The following is a 20,706-nucleotide window of genomic DNA, read 5'->3' as shown; positions in this document are numbered from 1 at the left end:
AGAACATTTTTCTTCGGGGCTGAGCAAGGGCGCTTGCGCTTTTTCTGTGAAAATAAAACGGGCGAGTGGCTATTCTGGGTATCTGTATAATACAGTAACGTGTTCTATTTGATAGGGCGGGTACAGGATTTTGGTGTAAAGAAAATCTTGAAGCGTGGACTTCTAGAAAAAAGACAATAGTAAAGAAAGGGTGTGACCTCAATTTTTTAAAAAAATCACAACCTTAATAGAGTATTGTAATGGAAGGTCGTCTAACCAGCTAGACGTGGTTCAGAGAAGTGTTGCTTATTAATAAATAGGGTATATATAATTCTTAAAACTTTATGTGCAATAGCCTGTAAAGCTTTTTTCTTTCCTCTTCTTGCAGATAGAGACCAAAAAACATTTGACATTGAGGTATTTTTCGACCTTGATATAGCCCAAGCAACCTCACAAAGAGCAGCTTTTATATGTGGGTTTCCTTGAACGCTTTTGGAACTTTTCTTTTTACCAGCACTTTCATTATTGCCAGGTGATACACCAGCCCAAGAAGCTAAATGTCTTGATGAAGGGAATTGGCTCATATCTGTTCCGATTTCCGCAATAATAACAGCAGCTGTGTGTTCCTTTATACCTGGGATAGATAAAAGTATTTCTTTTTCTTCTTGATAGGAATGAAGCAGGGTATCTATCCTATTTTCAAGTTCTTGAATGGAAGTTTCCAAATACATGATATGATTCCAAGAGCTTTTAATCATAAACATTTGATGTTCATTTAATGTTCCGAAAAGAGAATCGGAAATGGTATCAGCCTTCTTGCGGAGAGAATGATGGATATTGGCATCAACATCAGCCTTATCAAGGTATCCATTATCGACTAACTGTTTCAAAAGTTTACGTCCAGAAACCCCAAAGATATCAGAAATAACTGAACCAAGCTTTATGTTTGAACATTCGAGGACCTTTGAAATTCTATTTTTTTCAGCTGTTAAGTTACCAACCCATTTCTTGCGTAAACGGTTCAAATCTCTTAATTCCCGAAGATCTTGGGAAGGGACAAAGCTTTTTTCAATCAATCCATGACGAAGAAGCTTGGCAATCCATTCTGCATCTGAAACATCGGTCTTACGACCAGGAACGTTTTTAATACGTTGGGCATTGGCCACAGTAATATCGAAATATCCTTCAAGGATGTTGTATACCGGCTTCCAATAGATTCCGGTACTTTCCAGAGCAATGTGTGTAATTTGTTTTTCTTCTAACCACTTTAATAAATCAAATAAACTTTTGGTTAAAGTGGAAAAAGTCTTGGTTTCTTTTTGAATGGATTCATTATTAGTGCCAGTTAGGGCACAAACTACAATCTCTTTTTGATGAACATCCATTCCGGCACAATGGGTTAATAAAATGTCCAAATAAAACAACCTCCAAAGTAGTGTCTATGGAAAGTGGAATAAGCTTGGTCAAACAGCATTTTTCTGTACGTGATCATCCTCAAAAATTGAAGAGTCAACAAAGGGGTGTACACAAGGCAAATTCCAAACAGTTTCTTATACAGGGTCGAACCACCACAAAAGCGCACGTAAAGATTACTTCCCATAGCATTAATCAGTATGGAAAAATGGACAAAAAAGTAAAACCCCGGCTTAGAAAAAATTTTCATGCCGGGGTGTGAGTGTGAAATCATGTGTGTTTCTTAATATAGGGTAAGAAAATAGGGAATTATTAAATTAATTTTGGCAACAATAAGTTTGAAAATAATATGTTTTGTATTAATTGAAAGTGCTATCATTCGTTTATATAATTAAATTATGTCAAGGCAATAGGGTGAGAAGACATGCTGATATCAGCTAGAGAAAGAGTAATTTTACAGTTTTTATTAGAAGGAATAAATGAGGAAATTACCATTAAACAACTTGCTGAAATAGTAAATGTCAGTGAGCGGACGATTCATCGAGATGTAAAAAATATTGAGGATATTTTACACAGCTTTCATCTGAAATTACAAAAAAAAGCAGGTGTGGGATTAAAAATTATAGGTAATCAAGATGATGTTTATCAATTACGGTTAACCATTTTAAAGCAAGACTTTACCGAATATACTTCCGAAGAACGGCTAATAGTTCTTCTGTGTGCATTACTTGATAATAAGGAACCAACGAAGTTATTTACCTTAGCTAACGACTTAGGAGTAACAAATGCTACGGTTAGTCATGATTTAGATAAATTGGAGCCATTTCTTCAAGAGTATGGATTGAAACTTATTCGAAAAAGGGGATATGGGGTTGAACTAGAAGGACCGGAAGAAGGAAAAAGAGGGGCTATTCGCAATCTTATTGCCGACCGTTTTGATGTACCTGATTTTTTGAAAATGGTAAAAGAGAATATTCAAAAAAAATCTACGAATAAAGTCGATTCTATCTCAGCAAGACTTTTAGGATTAATGCAAAAAGATAAACTTATGCTTATTGAAAATATTATTGAAGAGATAAATGAATTACTGCCATATCCACTAGCAGACAGCTCATACGTAGGTCTAGTTGTGCATATTGCTCTTGCGATGGAGAGAATCCAAAGGGGAGAAAATATTATCTTAAAAGAAGAGTATTTATATGAATTAAGAAGCACGAAAGAATATGAGTTTGCAAAAAAAATAGTACAGCAACTAGAACAAATATTTACCGTTTGTATTCCTGAAGGAGAAATTGGGTATATAACGATGCATTTAAGAGGGGCAAAAATTAGGTATAACAAGGATTTCGGTATAAGAGACGAAAATATAGAAGTTGCCATGATTGTTCATGATCTTATAAAAAATATGGAAGTATTGCTTCGTACGAAACTGACCGATGCGTCCCTTTTTAATGGATTGCTTGCACATCTACAGCCAGCCATGTATCGGCTAAAACAAAAGATGAAAATATCTAATCCGCTTCTAGGAAAGATAAAAAAGGATTATGCAGATTTATTTCTCAAAGTAAAAGAAGCAGCATCCCTTTCTATCCCAACAATGTATATACCGGAAGAGGAAATTGGGTATTTAGTTTTACATTTTGGCTCTGCTATTAATGCAAAACAATCTACGAAAAAACTTAAGGTATTAATAATTTGTTCAAGTGGTATAGGGACATCTAAAATGCTAGCAGCAAAAATATATAATCAGATACCAGGTTTAGCAGAGTTGAAAACGGTTTCTGTTTTTGGATTGAAAAATATTTCATTAGATAGTTATGATGCGGTTCTCTCAACGATTCCAATTGAAGAGAAGACACATGATTATTTACTAGTGAGTCCAATTTTAACAGATCAAGAGCTTGCAGAAGTGAAAAGCTATCTGCATGACAAGAGTGGGCAGCTGCTGTTGGACGAATTGCCTAGAATAAATGAAGAAACACAAGAGATATCTCTACATTTTAATCATTTTAGGCAGTTGGGAAATCAAATTCAAAGGTTAGCATCCATCCTAAAAGAAATGGAAATATGGAATGAAATAGATGGAGGGGAATTTCATACTACTTTAGAGCAAGCGCTAGCTGAACTAGTGAAAAGAGGATCTATCGAACAGGTGGATGCGGTCCTCACTAGCCTTTTAGACCGTTCAAAATTAGGTGGGCTGGCGATACCAGGAACTACTCTAGCTCTTTATCATACAAGGCATTCTAACGTAATCAAGCCATCTTTTAATATTATAGAATTGCAAGAACCATTGGAACTAAATGCAATGAATGGAGAAAAGGAAAAAGTAAAAAGAATTCTCTTGTTGTTAGCTCCATTTAATTTAGATGATTCTGATATGGAATTATTAAGTTTTATAAGTGCTTTAATTATTCAATCGGAAAAAAGTATTCAACTATTTAAAGATGGAAATAAGGAAGAATTAATTCATTATATAAGCTGTCAATATTTAAATAACTATATTCAAGTTAATCAGGAGGAGAAGTAATGTCTATTTTAAAAGAAGAAAATATTATGTTAAACAGTCAAGCATCAGGAAAATTGGAAGCGATTAAAAAAACGGGGCAGCTTCTAGTGGACAATGGTTATGTGTCACAAGATTATATTGAGGAGATGTTAAAAAGAGAAGAAATGTCATCGACTTATATGGGTAACTTCTTAGCTATTCCTCATGGAACGGATCAATCAAAAGGCTCTGTTATTCATTCTGGTTTATCTGTATTGCAAGTTCCGAATGGAGTGGATTTTGGAGACGGAAATATAGTTAAACTGTTAATTGGAATTGCTGGTAAAGATGGAGAGCATTTAGATATCTTGTCTCAAATTGCTATTGTGTGCTCAGAAGAAGAGAATGTTGAAAAATTAGTTCAGGCAACAACGGAAGAGGAAATCATCCGAATTTTAAGTGAGGTGAACTGAAATGAAAGCGATTCATTTCGGCGCAGGGAATATAGGAAGAGGTTTTATTGGCTTATTATTGAATCAATCTGATTATGAAGTATGTTTTGTCGATGTAAATGAAAGATTAATAGAGGAAATCAACAAGGTAGGAACGTATCAAGTTTTTTTAGCGAATAATCAAAACGAGTCTTTTACTGTATCTGACGTAACAGGAATAAACAGTAAATTAAATCCAGAAAAGGTAGTAGAGGAAATTGTATCTGCAGATTTAATTACAACTGCTGCTGGTCCTACTATTCTTTCATTTATCGCTCCAGTTATTGCGGAAGGATTAAAGGCTAGAAGAAAAAAACAAAATACTTATTTAAATGTAATCGCTTGCGAGAATATGATTGGTGCAAGTAGTGCATTAAAGAAATTTGTACTTGAACATTTAAACAAGGAAGAAGCATCATGGGTTGAAGAGTATGTCGGTTTTCCCGATTCAGCTGTTGATAGAATTGTTCCTAATCAACATAATGAAAAGTTATTAGATGTTTTAGTTGAACCATTTCAAGAGTGGGTAATTGATGAGACGGCTATTAAAGGAGCAAAGCCTTCTATTAAGGAAGCGCAATTTGTGAAGAATTTACAAGCATATATAGAGAGAAAACTGTTTACAGTAAATACTGGTCATGCTGCTACTGCTTATTTTGGATATGTAGAAAATGATCAAACAATAGCAGAAACGATTAAAAAGAAGGAAATAGAAGCAAAAGTATTAAACGTACTAGAAGAAACAGGAAAAGTTTTGATAAAAAAGCATCATTTTGTAGAAGAAGAACATTTTCTATATATAAAAAAGATTATCGGTCGTTTTGCAAATCCACAGATTGTGGATGATGTTAAAAGAGTGGGGCGTTCTCCTTTGCGCAAGCTTGGTCCCAATGATCGTTTAGTAGCACCGGCTTTAGAATACATGCAAATTTTTAAAGCGGTTCCAAATAGTCTAGTTCAAGTAATGGCAGCTGCACTAACTTTTTATACTCCAGAAGATCAAGAATCTATCGAAATGAAGCAATTGATTGAGGAAAAGGGAATAACAAAGGCATTTAGTGAAATAACTGGCTTAGAGGAAGAACATGCATTAGTTAAGGCGGTTGCAGCATTTACAGTGGTTAATAACTGATAAGAATAAAAAATGAAAGATTCTTCTATTCGATCAAGACAATATTGATACCGTATAGAAGATAGTTTTTAGATAGTAGCAGAATGATCTCATGCAAAAGCTGCCGAAAGGATAATTCCTTATGGCAGCTTTTTCTTATAACAGGAAAATAGTGGAGGAGAACTCACAAGTGGTAAGAATAATGGATATTGGATAAACCATATAGATGCTCATGAACAATAATGAAGTATTTATTAATGAGATGTTCTAGAACTTGCTCTTGTTTTCGTTTGTCTATATTTATGCCAGCCTTTTTTTACAATAGGATAAATAATAGGTGCCCATTTAATAACCCTTTTAATAAATTTTTTCATTCAAAACACTTCCTTTCTTATTTTATATCATTTCCCAATTAAGCGAATTATTAAACTGAAACAGGACGATCGATAGAAAAGCTTTTTTATATTTACTCGAAAAGTTAGACACCCTTGCTAATAAAGAATCGCACCATTGCACATGAAGATGAGTCTACAGGAAAGCGAATTGTATTATGACTAGAGTCAAAGCCTTTTTCAGAGTAGCTTAACAAAGAAACAAATAATAGGAAAAAAGGTTGATTCTTGTATTTATGAAAAAAAGAGCATATAGTTTTTTATAGAGTATATTTTTTGTTTGCAAAGTGTAGAGCAAGCTATATGAAAGATCATGTATGAAAAAAATCCTGATGAAGAGTTGATTCTTGTAATTGAAGCAGGGAGCAGACGGAATACATGAAGACTACTGTGGGAAAGCGAGAAAGAAGAGAAGATCGCCACCCGCCCCATGAAAAGCGAAGTATATTCCGACTGCGGACTTAATTAATAAGCATTATTTTCAGGGAAGCTTAAAAAAAGTAAAGGATAGGTAGTTAATGGAAAAAATCAAACCCTATTTAGAAAAATTACGTCGATTTTGGAAAAGAAGACATATTACCCAAATTATCCTTTTAGCACTTTTGTTAGTAGTACTTCTTTCTATTTTATATTTTACGTATTTAGCGAGTCAGGCAAATGTAAGCACATTAAAAGCAGGACTTAGCCAAGCAACTGTTATATATGATAAAGACGGAGATGAAGCAACAAGAATTAAAACAGATCGGACAGAAGGCATTACACTAAAAGACGTACCCGATTATGTGCCAAAAGCAGTTGTGGCAATAGAAGATGAACGATTTTACAAACATAATGGATTTGATATTAAAGGGATTGCTCGCGCCTTTTTTAAAAATATTTTTGCTGGAAGAATAACAGGTGGAGGAAGTACGATAACACAGCAATTAACGAAAAATGCATTGCTTTCATCAGAACAAACATATAAACGTAAAGCAGAGGAATTATTTCTAGCAGTGGAAATCGAAAAACACTATAAAAAAGATGAAATACTGCAAATGTATTTAAACCATGTTTATTTTGGCAGCGGTGCCTGGGGAATCAGTTCTGCTTCCCAAAAATACTATCATAAAAATATTCAAGATGTTTCCATCAGTGAAGCAGCACTTCTTGCAGGACTATTGCAGGCTCCTTCCGCTTTAGATCCTTATAAAAACTATGATGGCGCAATAAAAAGGAGAAATATAGTTCTAAGTAAAATGAAAGAAAAGAACGTAATTACAAAGGAACAATATAAAGAAGCTCTTGCTGAAAAGATAGTGCTAAAAGATGGCGGCGGAACATTTATAAAAAGAGATTATCCTTATTTTGTTGATGCTGTCATAGATGAGGCGATTTCTAAATATGGGTTAACACAGGATGAACTTTTAAAAAGAGGATATAAAATTTATACCGAAATGGATCAAAATCTGCAGGCGACCCTTGAAAAAACATTTGCGCGAGATTATCTATTTCCATCTAGTTCGGATAATACATTCGTTCAAGGGGGAGCAGTTTTATTAGATCCAGAAACTGGCGGTGTAAGGGGGCTGGTTGGAGGACGAAAGCAGCAGGTTTTCCGCGGCTTTAACAGAGCAACACAAATTAAAGCGCAGCCTGGATCCACTATGAAGCCTTTAGCTGTTTATACCCCAGCATTAGAAGAGGGATATAAGATTACGTCTACCTTGCAGGACAAACCTTTTAAAAAGGGGGATTATGAACCGCAAAATTTCACAAAGACATATAAAGGAGAAGTCCCGATGTATGAAGCGTTAGAACAATCATTAAATGTCCCGGCGGTGTGGCTGTTAGATAAAATCGGATTAGATAAAGGGTTGGATTCTTTAAAGCGTTTTGGCATTCCGCTAGATAAAGAGGATGAATATTTAGGGATTGCTTTAGGTGGTATGCACAAGGGGGTTTCTCCGTTAGAAATGGCAGAAGCGTATTCTACTTTTCCTAATGATGGGGTAAGGATGGAAAGTCATTTAATAACAAAAATTGTCGGTCCTACAGGAAGTATAATAGCAGAATATAAACCGCAATCAACTAAAGTTACATCTAAAGCAGTAGCAAATGATATAACTTCTATGCTGTTAGATGTCATAAAGTCAGGAACGGGACAAGGAGCAAAAGTGACAGGTTTTCAAATTGCCGGGAAAACAGGATCGACTCAGCTGCCATATAAAAACATTTCAGGTACAAAAGATCAATGGTTTGTAGGGTATACACCTAATTTAGTTGGTGCTATGTGGCTAGGCTATGATAAGACGGATCAACAACATTATTTAAAAAGCAAAAGTTCAGGAGATGTTGTTCCTATTTTCAAAACAATAATGGACCAAGCTGTTCAATATGTAGAACCGGAAAACTTTTCCGTATTGCCTGTAAGTGATCAATTGAAAAGCGAAGGAGTTAAGAAACAAAAAATAGAGAATACGAAAAAAGCGATTAAAGATAAAGCAGATCAATTGGAAGAGAGTTTGAAAGATAATTCCTCCAAATGGGATCAAGTCGTAAAGGAAATGAAAAAAGACGCAAAAACTGCCAGTGAAAAGGTGAAAAATAAAGTGAAAGAAATAATAGGGAACTAAATCTAGAGGACGGAAATTGTCCTCATACTTCATTAAAGTATATTCGGGCCTGGTTTTAATTTTCCCAATAAGTAGACTAACTCCACCATCTTTAGACGGCATACGCTTTTAGCCTTCTATTTTGGTGTCCATACTAAAGTGATTATCCAATCTTTGACTCGGAAAGCAAAAGCACTTTCTGGGTCAAAGGAAAATTGAGGGTTAAACAACGGGTTTGTACATTTGAATAAGTGTGATAAAAGTAACAGCGTAATATGGAGAAACGGAAATTCGAATAAAATTTTTGTTTCATTTAATAATGGGAAATATTTTTGAAAATAAAGGGTATAAAAGAAAAAACGATTCGCAATGAATAAAAGATGTAACCGATTGAAAGTTGATGTTTTCTATAAAAAAATCATCATGTGGTGGTTATGAAAATAGCATTTCACCGATATTTCTGCTATAATAGTTTGGTTGATATTAGTGTATTTAGTATCGGGAAAATGCGGGTTTTTGGTAATTTTATCCTTACGTTTTTTGTCACATTTACAATATTGCAAATGTGTTATTATCATACAGGTAGTAATAATAGATATTTTACCTTATGAAATTGAATGTTCTGTGGCTAATTTTTGAACATTCTGTGAATAATTTAACATTTAATATAAATTGGGAGGGGCTGTACAAAATGAAGGCGAAGAAGGGCTTTTTATTATCGCTCTTAAGCATCGTTCCTATCTTTATTCTAAGTGGGTGCGAAACAAACATGGTCGTATTTGATCCACAAGGACCTGTAGCCAAAAGTATTATGGACTTAATTAATTGGTCCCTTGTATTTATGGTTGTTATTGTTATTGTCGTATTTTTACTATTTGGTTATATCGTTTGGAAATATCGTGAAAAACCAGAGAATAAAGACTATGAACCACCAGAAGAGCATGGGAGCACAGTGCTGGAAATTATCTGGACGGTTATACCACTTTTAATTATCATTGCATTAACAATTCCTACTGTCAAAACAATATATGCTTTAGAAGATATCCCGAAGGATTATAAAGATAAGGATCCAATTGTTATTAATGTTACATCAGCAGATTGGAAGTGGATTTTCAGTTACCCTGAAGAAGGTATTGAAACAGTAAACTATGTAAATATTCCTGCTGGTATACCGGTAGAGTTTAAATTAACATCTGCTGGAACAATGCAGTCATTTTGGATTCCGCAGCTTGCTGGCCAAAAGTATACAATGTATGGTGCTGAGACTGAATTATACGTAGTAGCTGATAACACCGGCTCTTATCTTGGTCAAAATACAAGTTTTAATGGTAGAGGCTATGCTGAAATGCAATTTGATGTAGAGGCTAAAACACCAGAAGATTATGATAAGTGGGTACAGGAAGTGAAAGATACTGCTCCGAAACTTACTGAAGATAAATATAAAGAAATATTAAAGCCGACCCATCTTGGTCGTATGACATATTCTAATACTCATTTAGAATGGATCAATCATGGAAAAGGCGGAGATTCTAATTATTATTTAAATCCTGAAGCATATAAAGTTCATGGTTATCCAGGAAAAATATTCTCTGATGAAAAGAGTAATGGAAGCAAAGAATCTGACGGAGGTGAACATGATGGACATTAAATGGAGTGACATTGTTATTACAGGTGACCCATTGATTCTTTCCGCTCAAATCGGAATTATCTTAACAATGGTTGGTGCGGTTGTTGGGATAACTTATTTGAAAAAATGGAAATACCTTTGGGATGAGTGGATCACAACCGTTGATCATAAGCGCATTGGTATTATGTATATTATCGTAGCTGTTTTGATGTTCTTCCGTGGCGGTATCGATGGCTTGATGATGAAAGCACAAACTGCTGTACCGGATATGAAGTTTTTAGATGCACAGCATTATAATGAAGTATTTACAACGCATGGTGTTATCATGATTCTTTTCATGGCAATGCCTGCCTTAATTGGTTTAATGAACGTGGTTATTCCATTGCAAATTGGTGCAAGAGATGTAGCGTTCCCACAATTAAATGCCCTTAGTTTTTGGCTGACATTTAGTGGTGCTATGTTATTTAATCTATCTTTCGTTATTGGAGGTTCTCCTGATGCAGGATGGACATCTTATTTCCCATTAGCAGGTAAAGAATTTACACCTGGAATCGGAAATAACTTTTATGCTATTTCACTGCAAATTGCAGGTATCGGTACATTAATGACAGGGATTAACTTTGTTGTTACTATCTTGAAAATGCGTACAAAAGGCATGACATTGTTAAGAATGCCAATGTTTACTTGGACAGCATTAATTACAAATATCATTATCATTTTTGCTTTCCCGATTCTTACAGTAGCATTAGCACTAATGACATTTGATCGTTTGTTTGGAACACATTTCTTTACCATCTCTGGTGGAGGAAATGCAATGCTTTGGAATAACTTGTTCTGGTTATGGGGACATCCAGAGGTATACATTGTTGTCTTACCAGCTTTCGGTATGTTCTCAGAAATTATTTCTACTTTCTCAAGAAAACAATTATATGGATATAAATCGATGATTGTATCGATTGTTGGGATTGCGATTTTAAGCTTTGTGGTTTGGGTTCACCATTTCTATACAATGGGCTCAGGACCAGTTGTTAACTCGGTGTTCTCTATTACAACAATGTTAATTGCTGTTCCTACAGGTGTGAAAATATTTAACTGGCTATTTACGATGAGAAAAGGCCGTATTCAATTCTCAACAGCGATGTTATGGTCACTTGCTTTTATCCCGACTTTTACAATCGGTGGGGTAACAGGGGTAATGCTTGCAATGGCTGCAGCAGACTATCAATATCATAATACATTATTCTTAGTTGCTCATTTCCATTACGTGTTAATACCTGGTGTTGTTTACGCTGTTTTCGCAGGATTTTATTACTGGTGGCCGAAAATGTTTGGTTATGCATTAAACGAACGTTTAGGAAAATGGCATTTCTGGTTATTTAATATTGGTTTTAACGTTACATTTATGCCAATGTTCTTCTTAGGACTAAAAGGAGCAGTAAGACGTTCTTACACTTTCTCAGCAGAGTCTGGGTTCGGTCCATTATTCTTATTATCAGCTATTGGTTCTCTAATCTTAGCAGCAGGTTTTGCAGTATTATGTTATAACATTTACTACAGTGCTCGCTATTCAGATCGAAATATTTCTACTGATCCATGGAATGCAAGAACAATAGAATGGCATACAGCTTCACCTGTTCAGTTCTATAACTTTGCACAGCTTCCAGAAGTGAAATCATTAGATGCATTTTGGTATATGAAAAAAAATAAACAAGATTTAGTGTTAAAAGAAGAAGAGCTGGAAGAAATCCATATGCCAAGCAACTCATGGCTTCCATTCTTTATGTGTGTTGTCTTTGGTACAGTAGGATTCTTTATGGTATTTGAATTGCATATACTTGCAGCTATTGCTAGTATTGGTATTTTTGTAGGATTAATACTTCGTTCCTTTGATCGTGATGAAGGTTATCATGTAAAACTTGATGTTATCAAGAAAACGGAACGTGCATGGAGAGGTGAGAAATAATGGCTAAAGTAGATACATCTTTACCGTTAGAGTATCAAACGGAGCAAAACCGCTTGAATATTCTAGGTTTCTGGATCTTCCTAGGTGCGGAAGTCGTTTTATTTGCATCTTTATTTGCAGCGTATGGTTCCCTTGCAGATAAATTTGCTGGAGGACCAACTCCACAGGAACTTTTTAAGTTAAAAGATATTTTGATTGAAACATTGCTGCTATTAACAAGTAGTTTTACTTGCGGTATCGCAATTTGGGAAATGCGCCGTCATAATGTAAAAGGTTTAATTACTTGGTTAATTATTACGCTTTTATTAGGTGCTGGCTTCGTATTTTTTGAAGTAAATGAATTTATTCATTATGTTCATGAAGGAGCAACCATGCAAACAAGTGCTTTCCTATCTAGTTTCTTTGTTCTTTTAGGAACGCATGGTCTGCATGTTTCGATGGGGATTGGTTGGGCAATATTAATAATCATACAACTAGTGAAACACGGCTTAACACCAACTACTGCTCGTAAAACTTTTATTATTAGTCTATACTGGCACTTTTTAGACGTAGTGTGGATCTTTATTTTCACATTCGTTTATTTATCGAGAATGTAGGGGTGGTGGACAAAATGACGAAAAATCATAAAAATGAAAAGTTTCCAACTGGGCATATTGCAGGGTTTATCGTTTCATTGCTCCTAACCTTTGCAGCAGTTGGAGCAGTTAAATTTACAGATTTACCATTTTATACGGTTATGTATATAATTGGTGCATTAGCTGTTATCCAAGCAGCCCTTCAGCTGTTTATGTTTATGCATTTAACTGAAGGAGAAGGAAAGGTTCAAGTTATTAATATTGTATATGCGTTCTTCTGCGCAATTGTAGTTGCAGCAGGTACAATTTGGGTAATGACATCAGGGCATGTGCATTATTAATCCCGAGAATTGAAAAAATTCGAACTGAATAGTTTGTAATAAGGTCTAATCTTATAACCATCTACTAGACAGCAGAAACCACTGCCAACTAGTAAGAAGGTGGAGATTAGACCTTTTTTCATGCAACCAATTTCGCACCATGAACAATGAAAATAGGCGAGTTTGATTGAGTTTATTGTTATGCTGAAGCAGGGAGCAACCGAAATACACGGAGAAACCTATAGAATCTGTGCCCGCCCCATGGTAAGCCAAGTGTAATTCGGCTGCAGACTTATTGAGAGTGCATTACCTTAGTCTTAGAAAGAATCACATCTCCAAAGAAATAAGCAAAGTATACGTAAAATGTCACAAATAATAGAAAAGTATTGACGAAATACATAGAAATGTTAAAATTAGATGAGAATTAAATGATAATGAATATCATTTTCGTTTAAATATCTTAAAATTTGATAAAAGGAGGGGTAGGAGAGTTCTTATTTACTCTATATAAAATGAAATTAAAATTTCTACTAATTATCCTTTTATTGTTATCTACTATCTCCTTATTTGTAGGAGTAATAGATATAAACCCATTAAGTATTTTTCATCTCACAGAAAATCAAAAGGAGATTCTGCTAATAAGTAGGTTTCCACGTTTAATCAGTATCATTATTGCCGGAATGAGCTTAAGTATTTGTGGACTTATTATGCAGCAAATTACGAGAAATAAATTTGTTTCACCTACAACGGCAGGTACCATGGATTGGGCAAGGTTTGGTGTGCTAATTGCTTTGATGATGTTTACTTCAGCGAGCCCCATAACCAAAATGCTGATTGCTTTTTTATTTGCTTTATTAGGAACCTTTTTATTTATGAAAATTTTAAATCGAATAAAATTTAAGGATGCTATCTTTATTCCGCTTATTGGATTAATGCTTGGAAATATCATTAGTTCCATCACTACCTTTTTTGCACTCAAATATGATTTGATTCAAAATATGTCCTCTTGGCTGCAAGGAGACTTTTCCTTAATTATGCAAGGAAGGTATGAACTATTATATATAAGCATTCCGATAGTGATTATTGCTTATTTATTTGCTAACAAGTTTACAATCGCAGGAATGGGAGAAGATTTTGCTAAGAACTTAGGCCTGAACTATAAAAAAGTTGTTAATATTGGATTAATCATAGCAGCGTTAGTATCATCTGTTGTTTTGTTAACAGTTGGAACAATTCCTTTTTTAGGACTAATTATTCCAAACATAGTATCGATCTATAGAGGCGATAACCTGAAGCATAGTTTATTACATACTGCATTACTAGGAGCAGTGTTTGTACTTGTCTGTGATATTTTAGGAAGAATTATTATTTATCCTTATGAAATATCAATTGGATTAATGGTTGGTGTTATTGGAAGTGCCATATTCCTTTATTTATTATTAAGGAGAAAAACATATGAAGCAGCTTAAAATAAAAATACTATTATTATTGCTTCTAGCTAGTATTTTAATTTCCATTTTTATGTTAATAAAAGTGAATCCATATAATTGGGGATATGTTCTTCCTAGAAGAGCCGTTAAAATTATGGCTATTATTTTAACAGGTGGTTGTATAGCTTTTACCTCACTCGTATTCCAAACCATTACAAACAACAGGATATTAACGCCAAGTATTTTAGGCCTCGATTCCCTTTACTTATTTATTCAAACTTTCGTCATTTTCTTTTTTGGCTCCAAAAATTTTACGCTGATGAATAGTAATATGAATTTTCTTTTATCTGTTGCAATAATGATTGTATTTACAACAATACTTTATCAATTATTTTTTAAAAGAGAAAATCAAAATATTCTACTGCTGCTCCTTATCGGAATTGTACTAGGAACTTTTTTTCAAAGTTTATCCTCTTTTATGCAGATGTTAATTGACCCTAATGAATTTCTTATCGTTCAGGATAAAATGTTTGCAAGCTTTAATAATATTAATGTAAACATCTTAATAATTAGTAGTATAGCTGTTACTGGGGTAGCTATATATACTTACAGGTTTAGTAGATTCTTTGATGTGATGTCACTTGGCAAAGATCAAGCTATTAACCTCGGGATTGATTATGACAAAGTGGTTAGAAATATGTTGATTGTTGTTGCCATATTAGTATCAATAGCGACTGCATTAGTGGGTCCAATTACTTTTTTAGGACTGCTTGTTGTTAACTTAGCACGGGAATTTATGAAGACATATAAACATAGCTACTTACTAGCAAGTTCTATCCTATTCAGCATCATTGCATTAGTAGGCGGTTTGTTAGTGGTAGAAAGAGTGTTTACCTTTTCAGCCACAATTAGTGTGATTATTAACTTTATTGGCGGTACATATTTTATTTATTTACTTTTAAGGGAGAGGAAAGCATGGTAGAGGTTAAGAATGTAGTGAAGCAATTCAGTGGAAAAAGTGTCCTTGAAAATGTTTCTCTTTCCATTGAAAAAGGGAAAATAACCTCTTTTATCGGTCCGAATGGTGCTGGTAAAAGTACGTTGCTAGCTGTTATAAGCAGATTGTTGAAAGCTGATAGTGGTGATGTCTTCATAGATGGAGAAAATCTTAAAAATAGCAATAATAATGTCCTTGCTAAAAAAATTTCTATTTTGAAACAAGCGAATCATATTAATCTGCGCTTAACAGTTAAAGAGCTAGTCGGTTTTGGAAGGTTTCCATATTCACAAGGAAAGCTGACAAAAGAGGATGAAAGATTTGTTGAGGAAGCTATTGAATATATGGAATTGGCTGAGATACAACATAAATATTTAGATCAGCTTAGCGGTGGACAAAAGCAAAGAGCATATATTGCAATGGTAATTGCTCAGGATACAGAATATATTCTGTTAGATGAACCACTAAACAATTTAGATATGAAGCATTCTGTACAAATAATGAAAGTCTTAAGACGAATGGTAGATGAATTAGGAAAAACAGTTGTAATTGTTATACATGATATTAATTTTGCCTCTGTGTATTCGGATAATATTGTGGCATTAAAAGACGGTCGAGTTGTTAATAATGGACCAGCAAATGTCATTATAAATCGATCCATTCTAAAAGATATTTATGAAATGGACATGCAAATTGAGGAAATTAATAACCAAAAAATCTGCGTTTATTTTGCTTAATCAAAATCGTAAATTATTGATTTGCTAGAAGGCAGCTAGTGGTAGCAAAAAGAAAGGGGGCAGTGCTGTTATGGAATAAGACTTTGTAAAAAGTCACTTGGCTAAAAGTACCATAATAACACTACCACTGGAATAAAAAATAGTTTCAATAGCAAGAGAGCATTCTAGGAAAATGTTCACTAGCTGAAACTATCTCTTAATATCTAATCATAGGATATTCTGTTTTCCATTGCAATGAAATCAATTTAAATATAATAAAAATGGAGTTTGGAGTGTCTAATTTGAAAAAATTATCTATTTTATTTGTAGCATTGATAGTGACTGTTTTGGCAGCTTGTGGGAATACATCTACTACAGGCTCTAATAATAAAGAAGAGAAGGCAACTGAAGTAACAATTAAACATGAACTAGGGGAAGCAAAAGTTAAAGTGAATCCTAAAAAAGTGGTAGTTTTTGATTTTGGAATTCTAGATACTTTGGATAAGCTAGAAGTAAAGGTAACAGGAGTTCCACAAAAAAATATACCGGAATATTTATCAAAATATAAAGATGCATCATATAAAAATGTGGGTGGCTTAAAAGAACCAGATTTTGAAGCAATTAGTGAGTTGGCTCCAGATGTTATTTTTATCTCAGGAAGACAATCCGCTGCTTATGATGAATTAAGCAAGATTGCCCCAACCGTATACGTGGCAGTTGACAGTGCCAATTATGTAGAATCATTTAAGAAAAATATGAATATTATCGGAGAAATCTTTGATAAAAAGCAAGAAATCGCAGATGAGTTAACAAAGTTTGATGCATCAGTTGCAGAAATTAATGAGAAAGCAAAAGCAATAGAAGGAAAGTCTTTAGTTATATTGGTGAATGATGGAAGTGTTAGTGCGTATGGTTCTAAATCAAGATTTGGAATTGTACATGATGTTTTTGGATTAGCACCAGCGGATGAAAAAATAGAAGCATCTACACATGGGCAAAGTATTTCATTTGAATATATTGCTGAAAAAAATCCAGAATACTTATTCGTCGTTGACCGAGGTGCTGTGGTAGCAGGGGAATCCTCTGCTCAAAAAGTATTAGACAATAAGCTTGTTAACGGTACAAATGCAGCAAAAAATGGTCATATCATTTATTTAGATCCTAATTACTGGTATCTATCTGGTGGAGGACTTGTTTCTGTAGAAGAAATGGTAAAAGAGATAGAAGCAGGCATAGCAAAATAATTTGTCTTAATAAAACCATCTAATCCTCATTTCAAGGGTTAGATGGTTTTTTCGTTTTTAGGAAATTTTAAATGAAATGGGATGGTGGATAACTAGGCGGTTGTGTTCGCATTCAGCTCCAGCGCCTAGCTCCTGTAAACATTTTCTTCAGAGCTGTTCAAGACACTTACGCATTTGTTCTAGTTTAGAAAGTGTAGGCTGTGAATCAACCAATTACTTCGCATGGAGTAGTGATAGTAAAGGAGAAAGTTTTCTATAGGAAATTAGGATATAAATATTGCATTTTCAACTTAAAGAATCCAATATATAAGAAGAAAATAATATTAAATTTATGCAAGATAAGGGAGGAATAGTATGACTGTGAGATTTGGAATTGTCGGAACAAATTGGATAACTGAGTCTTTTATCCAAGCTGCCAAGCAAATAGAAGATTTTTCATTAACAGCAGTGTATTCACGAACAAAGGAAAAAGGAGAAAGCTTTGCTGGAAAATATGGAGCGGAAAACGTATTTACTGACTTAAAGGAAATGGCAGAAAGCGATTGTTTGGATGCTGTTTATATTGCGAGTCCTAATTCTCTTCATGCGGAACAGTCTATTCTTTTTTTAACAAATAAAAAACATGTGCTCTGTGAGAAAGCGATTGCATCAACGGTGAAAGAGTTAGAGAAAATGGTTGCTGTAGCAAAAGAAAATAATGTCTTATTAATGGAAGCATTAAAAACAACCATGCTGCCTAATTTTCAAACGGTTCAAAAGAATCTGCATAAGATTGGAAAGGTACGCCGTGCTTTTGCAAGTTATTGTCAATATTCCTCTCGTTATGATGCATATAAAGAAGGAAACATCTTAAATGCATTTAAACCAGAACTATCGAATGGCTCTTTAATGGATATTGGTGTTTATTGCATTTATCCGATGGTAGTATTGTTCGGAAAACCTGTATCAGTAAAAGCATCCAGTTATTTATTAGAGACAGGTGTAGATGGAGAAGGAAGTATTTTAATGAGCTATAAAGAGATGGACATTGTGATAATGTATTCGAAAATTACCAACTCATATATTCCTTCTGAAATACAGGGAGAAGAAGGGAATATTTTACTAGATCAAATGAACACACCGAAAAAAGTAGATATTTATTATCGAGATGGAGAAAGGGAAGACATTACTCAGCCGCAAAAAGAAGAATCCATGTATTATGAGGCAAAGGAATTTATAGAACGCATTAAAGCAGGTGAAATTGAATCGACCATTAATACACATGAAGTATCTTTAGCAGTAATGGGAATAATGGAAGAGGTTAGAAAACAAACAGGTATTATTTTTCCAGCCGATCATGAATAGCTGAGAAGATTTAAAAACCAAAAATTTTAAAAGAATAAAGCTGAAAATGTTGCTATACATTTTTAATAAAGGTGATTATAGTTAAAGAAGATATACAAATGTAAGCGCTATTGTAAACGGCTGCTGTTAAGGAAAGGGTGAAGGAAATATGACGTTATTTGGAGCAATTGAGGCTGGTGGAACAAAATTTGTTTGTGCAGTTGGATATGCAAATGGAGAGATTAAAGATAAAGTATCTATTCCGACAACAACCCCTGATGAAACAATGCCAGAGGTTTTAGCCTTTTTTCAAAAGCATCAAGTGGAAGCGATCGGAATTGGCTCATTTGGACCTATTGATGTAAATAAAAAAAGTGGAACATATGGAAATATAACAACTACTCCAAAATTAGCTTGGAAAGACTATCCTTTATTAGAAACGGTAAAGAAGGCTTTTTCTGTTCCAGTTGAATTTAATACAGATGTAAATGCGGCAGCACTAGGAGAGGCGATACTAGGAGCAGCAAAAGGAGTGGACAGCTGTTTATATATCACAATAGGTACTGGCATCGGAGCTGGAGCCTACATCCAAGGAGAATTATTACAAGGATTAACACATCCAGAAATGGGCCATATTCTAGTAAGACGACATCCAGAAGATACGTTTACAGGAAGATGCCCATACCATGGAGATTGTTTAGAGGGATTGGCATCAGGTCCTGCAATTGAAGCACGCTGGGGAACAAGTGCCAAGCATTTAAGCGAAAAAGAAGAAGTTTGGGATATAGAAGGATATTATATCGCACAGGCACTTATGCAGTATATTTTGATTTTATCTCCTGAAAGAATCATCTTAGGCGGCGGTGTGATGAATCAGTCCCATGTATTCTCGGCTATTTATAAATATTTACAAGAATTTTTGAATGGTTATTTAGCATTTCCGGAATTATCATCTAATATGGCAGAATACATTGTCAAACCAGGACTTGGTGATCAGGCAGGAATCACTGGTGCTATCCTTTTGGCAAAAAAAGCTTGGAATGAAAGCAAGGAGTTTGTTATTAAATAGACTTATTTTTTCATTCTTACGGAATTTCTATAGGCGTAAAAAAGTGTTAGGAACAAGGGGGTGTTCAAAAGTCTATTTATCGACAATTGGATGCCCTTTTTTAATTTTGTCATATGGTTTTGGTCGCAATCCATTTGTGGAACGCTAGTACTTATTTTTCAAGTTTCACAAGCTTCAGCCTGTTTTCTACTTCAAAGATCTGTTTAATTGTAAATCCTAATTTTATATATAACTGCAATGCTGGTTTATTATCTGCTGCTGTACATACAATAATTCGTTTTGACTTTTTTTGTATAATATAATCAAGCAGTTTTGTTGCAAAACCTCTGCCAAATAAAGAGGGGTGAACAACAAGTCGACAGATTTCTAGATACTCGGCTTCCTCCTTAAATGAAATAACGGCAGCTAATCGATTGTTGCTGTACACCCCCATGAAAGTTTCCTTGCATGTTTGAATGCTTAAATAATCTTCCTTTAAAGGCGGTAAATCTTCATACTGAATAATTTGTGCCTCTACTTTGTAAGCAGCTGTTTGAAGCTCTAAAATTTCCTTTGCTATTTTTGAGTTAGTTTGATCTAGTTCTATGACCATCATATTATTTGCCTTTCTTTTTATCTGTCTTTATTTTGAGGATATGAATGAAATGCTACCCTGAAAATAGGTTTATGCTCTCTGTTTCTTTTTATATGCCATGGTGTGAATCTCTATTAATGTGGAGATTTTTTTCTGCATTCCCTTCTTGATAGAGTAAATTTTAGCACATACAAAAATACTCTAAAAGGGGGAAGCAGTTGTGAAGCTTGCGACACAGATCATTATAAACTTCATCTAGTCCTCTCTCTTGAGGCAGAAAAGTTTTGATACATGATAAAACATGAAGTATTCCTTACCAGGCGTGTTGACTAACTAATAACTCCCTAAAAAAAGTTTTTTAAATTCGGGATTCTGCCCCCATTATGGTAATGCTTTCGGACAG

17 protein-coding genes are annotated in these 20,706 nt (G+C 34.4%); 14 read left to right on the top strand and 3 right to left on the bottom strand.

Going from position 1 to position 20,706, the window contains the following annotated elements:
- Positions 1-251: 251 nt before the first annotated feature.
- Positions 252-1,394 (bottom strand): IS110 family RNA-guided transposase, encoded by a 1,143-nt coding sequence (locus tag AC5LWL_RS22190; protein WP_493432573.1) that lies wholly within the window; start codon positions 1,392-1,394, stop codon positions 252-254.
- Positions 1,395-1,816: 422 nt separating this feature from the next.
- Between AC5LWL_RS22190 and AC5LWL_RS22185 the strand changes: the two genes are divergently transcribed.
- Genes AC5LWL_RS22185 through AC5LWL_RS22175 form a run of 3 tightly spaced genes read left to right on the top strand, consistent with a single transcriptional unit; the run spans position 1,817 to position 5,503 of the window.
- Complete coding sequence (locus AC5LWL_RS22185; RefSeq protein ID WP_493436315.1) at positions 1,817-3,922, top strand: BglG family transcription antiterminator; 2,106 nt, start codon at positions 1,817-1,819, stop codon at positions 3,920-3,922.
- Positions 3,922-4,353, top strand: coding sequence for a PTS mannitol transporter subunit IIA (locus AC5LWL_RS22180; RefSeq protein WP_493436314.1), 432 nt, complete (start codon positions 3,922-3,924; stop codon positions 4,351-4,353). The genes AC5LWL_RS22185 and AC5LWL_RS22180 overlap by 1 nt, the downstream gene beginning before the upstream one ends.
- 1 nt (position 4,354) lies before the next feature.
- Positions 4,355-5,503 (top strand): mannitol-1-phosphate 5-dehydrogenase, encoded by a 1,149-nt coding sequence (locus AC5LWL_RS22175; protein WP_493436313.1) that lies wholly within the window; start codon positions 4,355-4,357, stop codon positions 5,501-5,503.
- 233 nt (positions 5,504-5,736) lie between these two features.
- Here the strand turns inward: AC5LWL_RS22175 and AC5LWL_RS22170 are convergent, their stop codons facing one another.
- Positions 5,737-5,856: a hypothetical protein gene (locus AC5LWL_RS22170; protein ID WP_493436312.1), complete on the bottom strand. Its 120-nt coding sequence runs from the start codon at positions 5,854-5,856 to the stop codon at positions 5,737-5,739.
- A gap of 536 nt (positions 5,857-6,392) precedes the next feature.
- Here AC5LWL_RS22170 and AC5LWL_RS22165 point away from each other — a divergent pair.
- From AC5LWL_RS22165 to AC5LWL_RS22115, 11 genes are all read left to right on the top strand, one after another.
- Positions 6,393-8,486 (top strand): PBP1A family penicillin-binding protein, encoded by a 2,094-nt coding sequence (locus AC5LWL_RS22165; RefSeq protein WP_493436311.1) that lies wholly within the window; start codon positions 6,393-6,395, stop codon positions 8,484-8,486.
- Positions 8,487-9,156: 670 nt separating this feature from the next.
- The gene (qoxA, locus tag AC5LWL_RS22160; protein WP_493436310.1) at positions 9,157-10,113 is read left to right on the top strand and encodes a cytochrome aa3 quinol oxidase subunit II; all 957 of its coding nucleotides are present in this window, start codon (positions 9,157-9,159) and stop codon (positions 10,111-10,113) included.
- Positions 10,103-12,055 (top strand): cytochrome aa3 quinol oxidase subunit I, encoded by a 1,953-nt coding sequence (gene qoxB / locus AC5LWL_RS22155; protein WP_493436309.1) that lies wholly within the window; start codon positions 10,103-10,105, stop codon positions 12,053-12,055. The genes qoxA and qoxB overlap by 11 nt, the downstream gene beginning before the upstream one ends.
- Entirely contained in the window at positions 12,055-12,651 is a 597-nt protein-coding gene (qoxC, locus tag AC5LWL_RS22150; protein ID WP_493436308.1) for a cytochrome aa3 quinol oxidase subunit III, read from the top strand. The genes qoxB and qoxC overlap by 1 nt, the downstream gene beginning before the upstream one ends.
- Before the next feature lie 14 nt (positions 12,652-12,665).
- On the top strand, positions 12,666-12,971 hold the full coding sequence (qoxD, locus tag AC5LWL_RS22145; RefSeq protein WP_493436307.1) for a cytochrome aa3 quinol oxidase subunit IV: 306 nt from the start codon (positions 12,666-12,668) through the stop codon (positions 12,969-12,971).
- 491 nt (positions 12,972-13,462) lie between these two features.
- Positions 13,463-14,419, top strand: a complete 957-nt coding sequence (locus AC5LWL_RS22140; protein WP_493436306.1) for an ABC transporter permease — start codon at positions 13,463-13,465, stop codon at positions 14,417-14,419.
- Positions 14,406-15,362: an iron chelate uptake ABC transporter family permease subunit gene (locus AC5LWL_RS22135; protein WP_493436305.1), complete on the top strand. Its 957-nt coding sequence runs from the start codon at positions 14,406-14,408 to the stop codon at positions 15,360-15,362. Before AC5LWL_RS22140 ends, AC5LWL_RS22135 begins: the two co-directional genes overlap by 14 nt.
- On the top strand, positions 15,356-16,114 hold the full coding sequence (locus AC5LWL_RS22130) for an iron ABC transporter ATP-binding protein (RefSeq protein ID WP_493436304.1): 759 nt from the start codon (positions 15,356-15,358) through the stop codon (positions 16,112-16,114). Before AC5LWL_RS22135 ends, AC5LWL_RS22130 begins: the two co-directional genes overlap by 7 nt.
- Before the next feature lie 281 nt (positions 16,115-16,395).
- Positions 16,396-17,337, top strand: a complete 942-nt coding sequence (locus AC5LWL_RS22125) for a siderophore ABC transporter substrate-binding protein (RefSeq protein ID WP_493436303.1) — start codon at positions 16,396-16,398, stop codon at positions 17,335-17,337.
- 354 nt (positions 17,338-17,691) lie between these two features.
- Positions 17,692-18,681, top strand: a complete 990-nt coding sequence (locus AC5LWL_RS22120; protein WP_493436302.1) for a Gfo/Idh/MocA family protein — start codon at positions 17,692-17,694, stop codon at positions 18,679-18,681.
- Between the two features lie 148 nt (positions 18,682-18,829).
- Entirely contained in the window at positions 18,830-19,729 is a 900-nt protein-coding gene (locus AC5LWL_RS22115; RefSeq protein WP_493436301.1) for an ROK family protein, read from the top strand.
- A 151-nt stretch (positions 19,730-19,880) separates the two neighbouring features.
- Here AC5LWL_RS22115 and AC5LWL_RS22110 read toward each other — a convergent pair whose 3' ends face one another.
- Positions 19,881-20,324 (bottom strand): GNAT family N-acetyltransferase, encoded by a 444-nt coding sequence (locus AC5LWL_RS22110; RefSeq protein ID WP_493436300.1) that lies wholly within the window; start codon positions 20,322-20,324, stop codon positions 19,881-19,883.
- Positions 20,325-20,706: the final 382 nt, after the last annotated feature.

This window comes from Niallia sp. WK069_GA_01 (genome assembly GCF_983173855.1).
Note: the sequence above shows the minus strand (reverse complement) of the source record. Positions and strands in the feature narration are given on the sequence as shown.

What these genes read in the sequence shown, in the direction of transcription:
- AC5LWL_RS22120 (WP_493436302.1), top strand. Translation starts at nt 17,692, where the DNA reads ATGACTGTGAGATTTGGAATTGTCGGAACAAATTGGATAACTGAGTCT.
- AC5LWL_RS22180 (WP_493436314.1), top strand. Translation starts at nt 3,922, where the DNA reads ATGTCTATTTTAAAAGAAGAAAATATTATGTTAAACAGTCAAGCATCA.
- qoxB (WP_493436309.1), top strand. Translation starts at nt 10,103, where the DNA reads ATGGACATTAAATGGAGTGACATTGTTATTACAGGTGACCCATTGATT.
- AC5LWL_RS22110 (WP_493436300.1), bottom strand. Translation starts at nt 20,324, where the DNA reads ATGATGGTCATAGAACTAGATCAAACTAACTCAAAAATAGCAAAGGAA.
- AC5LWL_RS22140 (WP_493436306.1), top strand. Translation starts at nt 13,463, where the DNA reads ATGAAATTAAAATTTCTACTAATTATCCTTTTATTGTTATCTACTATC.
- AC5LWL_RS22175 (WP_493436313.1), top strand. Translation starts at nt 4,355, where the DNA reads ATGAAAGCGATTCATTTCGGCGCAGGGAATATAGGAAGAGGTTTTATT.
- qoxD (WP_493436307.1), top strand. Translation starts at nt 12,666, where the DNA reads ATGACGAAAAATCATAAAAATGAAAAGTTTCCAACTGGGCATATTGCA.
- AC5LWL_RS22135 (WP_493436305.1), top strand. Translation starts at nt 14,406, where the DNA reads ATGAAGCAGCTTAAAATAAAAATACTATTATTATTGCTTCTAGCTAGT.
- AC5LWL_RS22115 (WP_493436301.1), top strand. Translation starts at nt 18,830, where the DNA reads ATGACGTTATTTGGAGCAATTGAGGCTGGTGGAACAAAATTTGTTTGT.
- AC5LWL_RS22170 (WP_493436312.1), bottom strand. Translation starts at nt 5,856, where the DNA reads ATGAAAAAATTTATTAAAAGGGTTATTAAATGGGCACCTATTATTTAT.
- qoxA (WP_493436310.1), top strand. Translation starts at nt 9,157, where the DNA reads ATGAAGGCGAAGAAGGGCTTTTTATTATCGCTCTTAAGCATCGTTCCT.
- AC5LWL_RS22130 (WP_493436304.1), top strand. Translation starts at nt 15,356, where the DNA reads ATGGTAGAGGTTAAGAATGTAGTGAAGCAATTCAGTGGAAAAAGTGTC.
- qoxC (WP_493436308.1), top strand. Translation starts at nt 12,055, where the DNA reads ATGGCTAAAGTAGATACATCTTTACCGTTAGAGTATCAAACGGAGCAA.
- AC5LWL_RS22165 (WP_493436311.1), top strand. Translation starts at nt 6,393, where the DNA reads ATGGAAAAAATCAAACCCTATTTAGAAAAATTACGTCGATTTTGGAAA.
- AC5LWL_RS22185 (WP_493436315.1), top strand. Translation starts at nt 1,817, where the DNA reads ATGCTGATATCAGCTAGAGAAAGAGTAATTTTACAGTTTTTATTAGAA.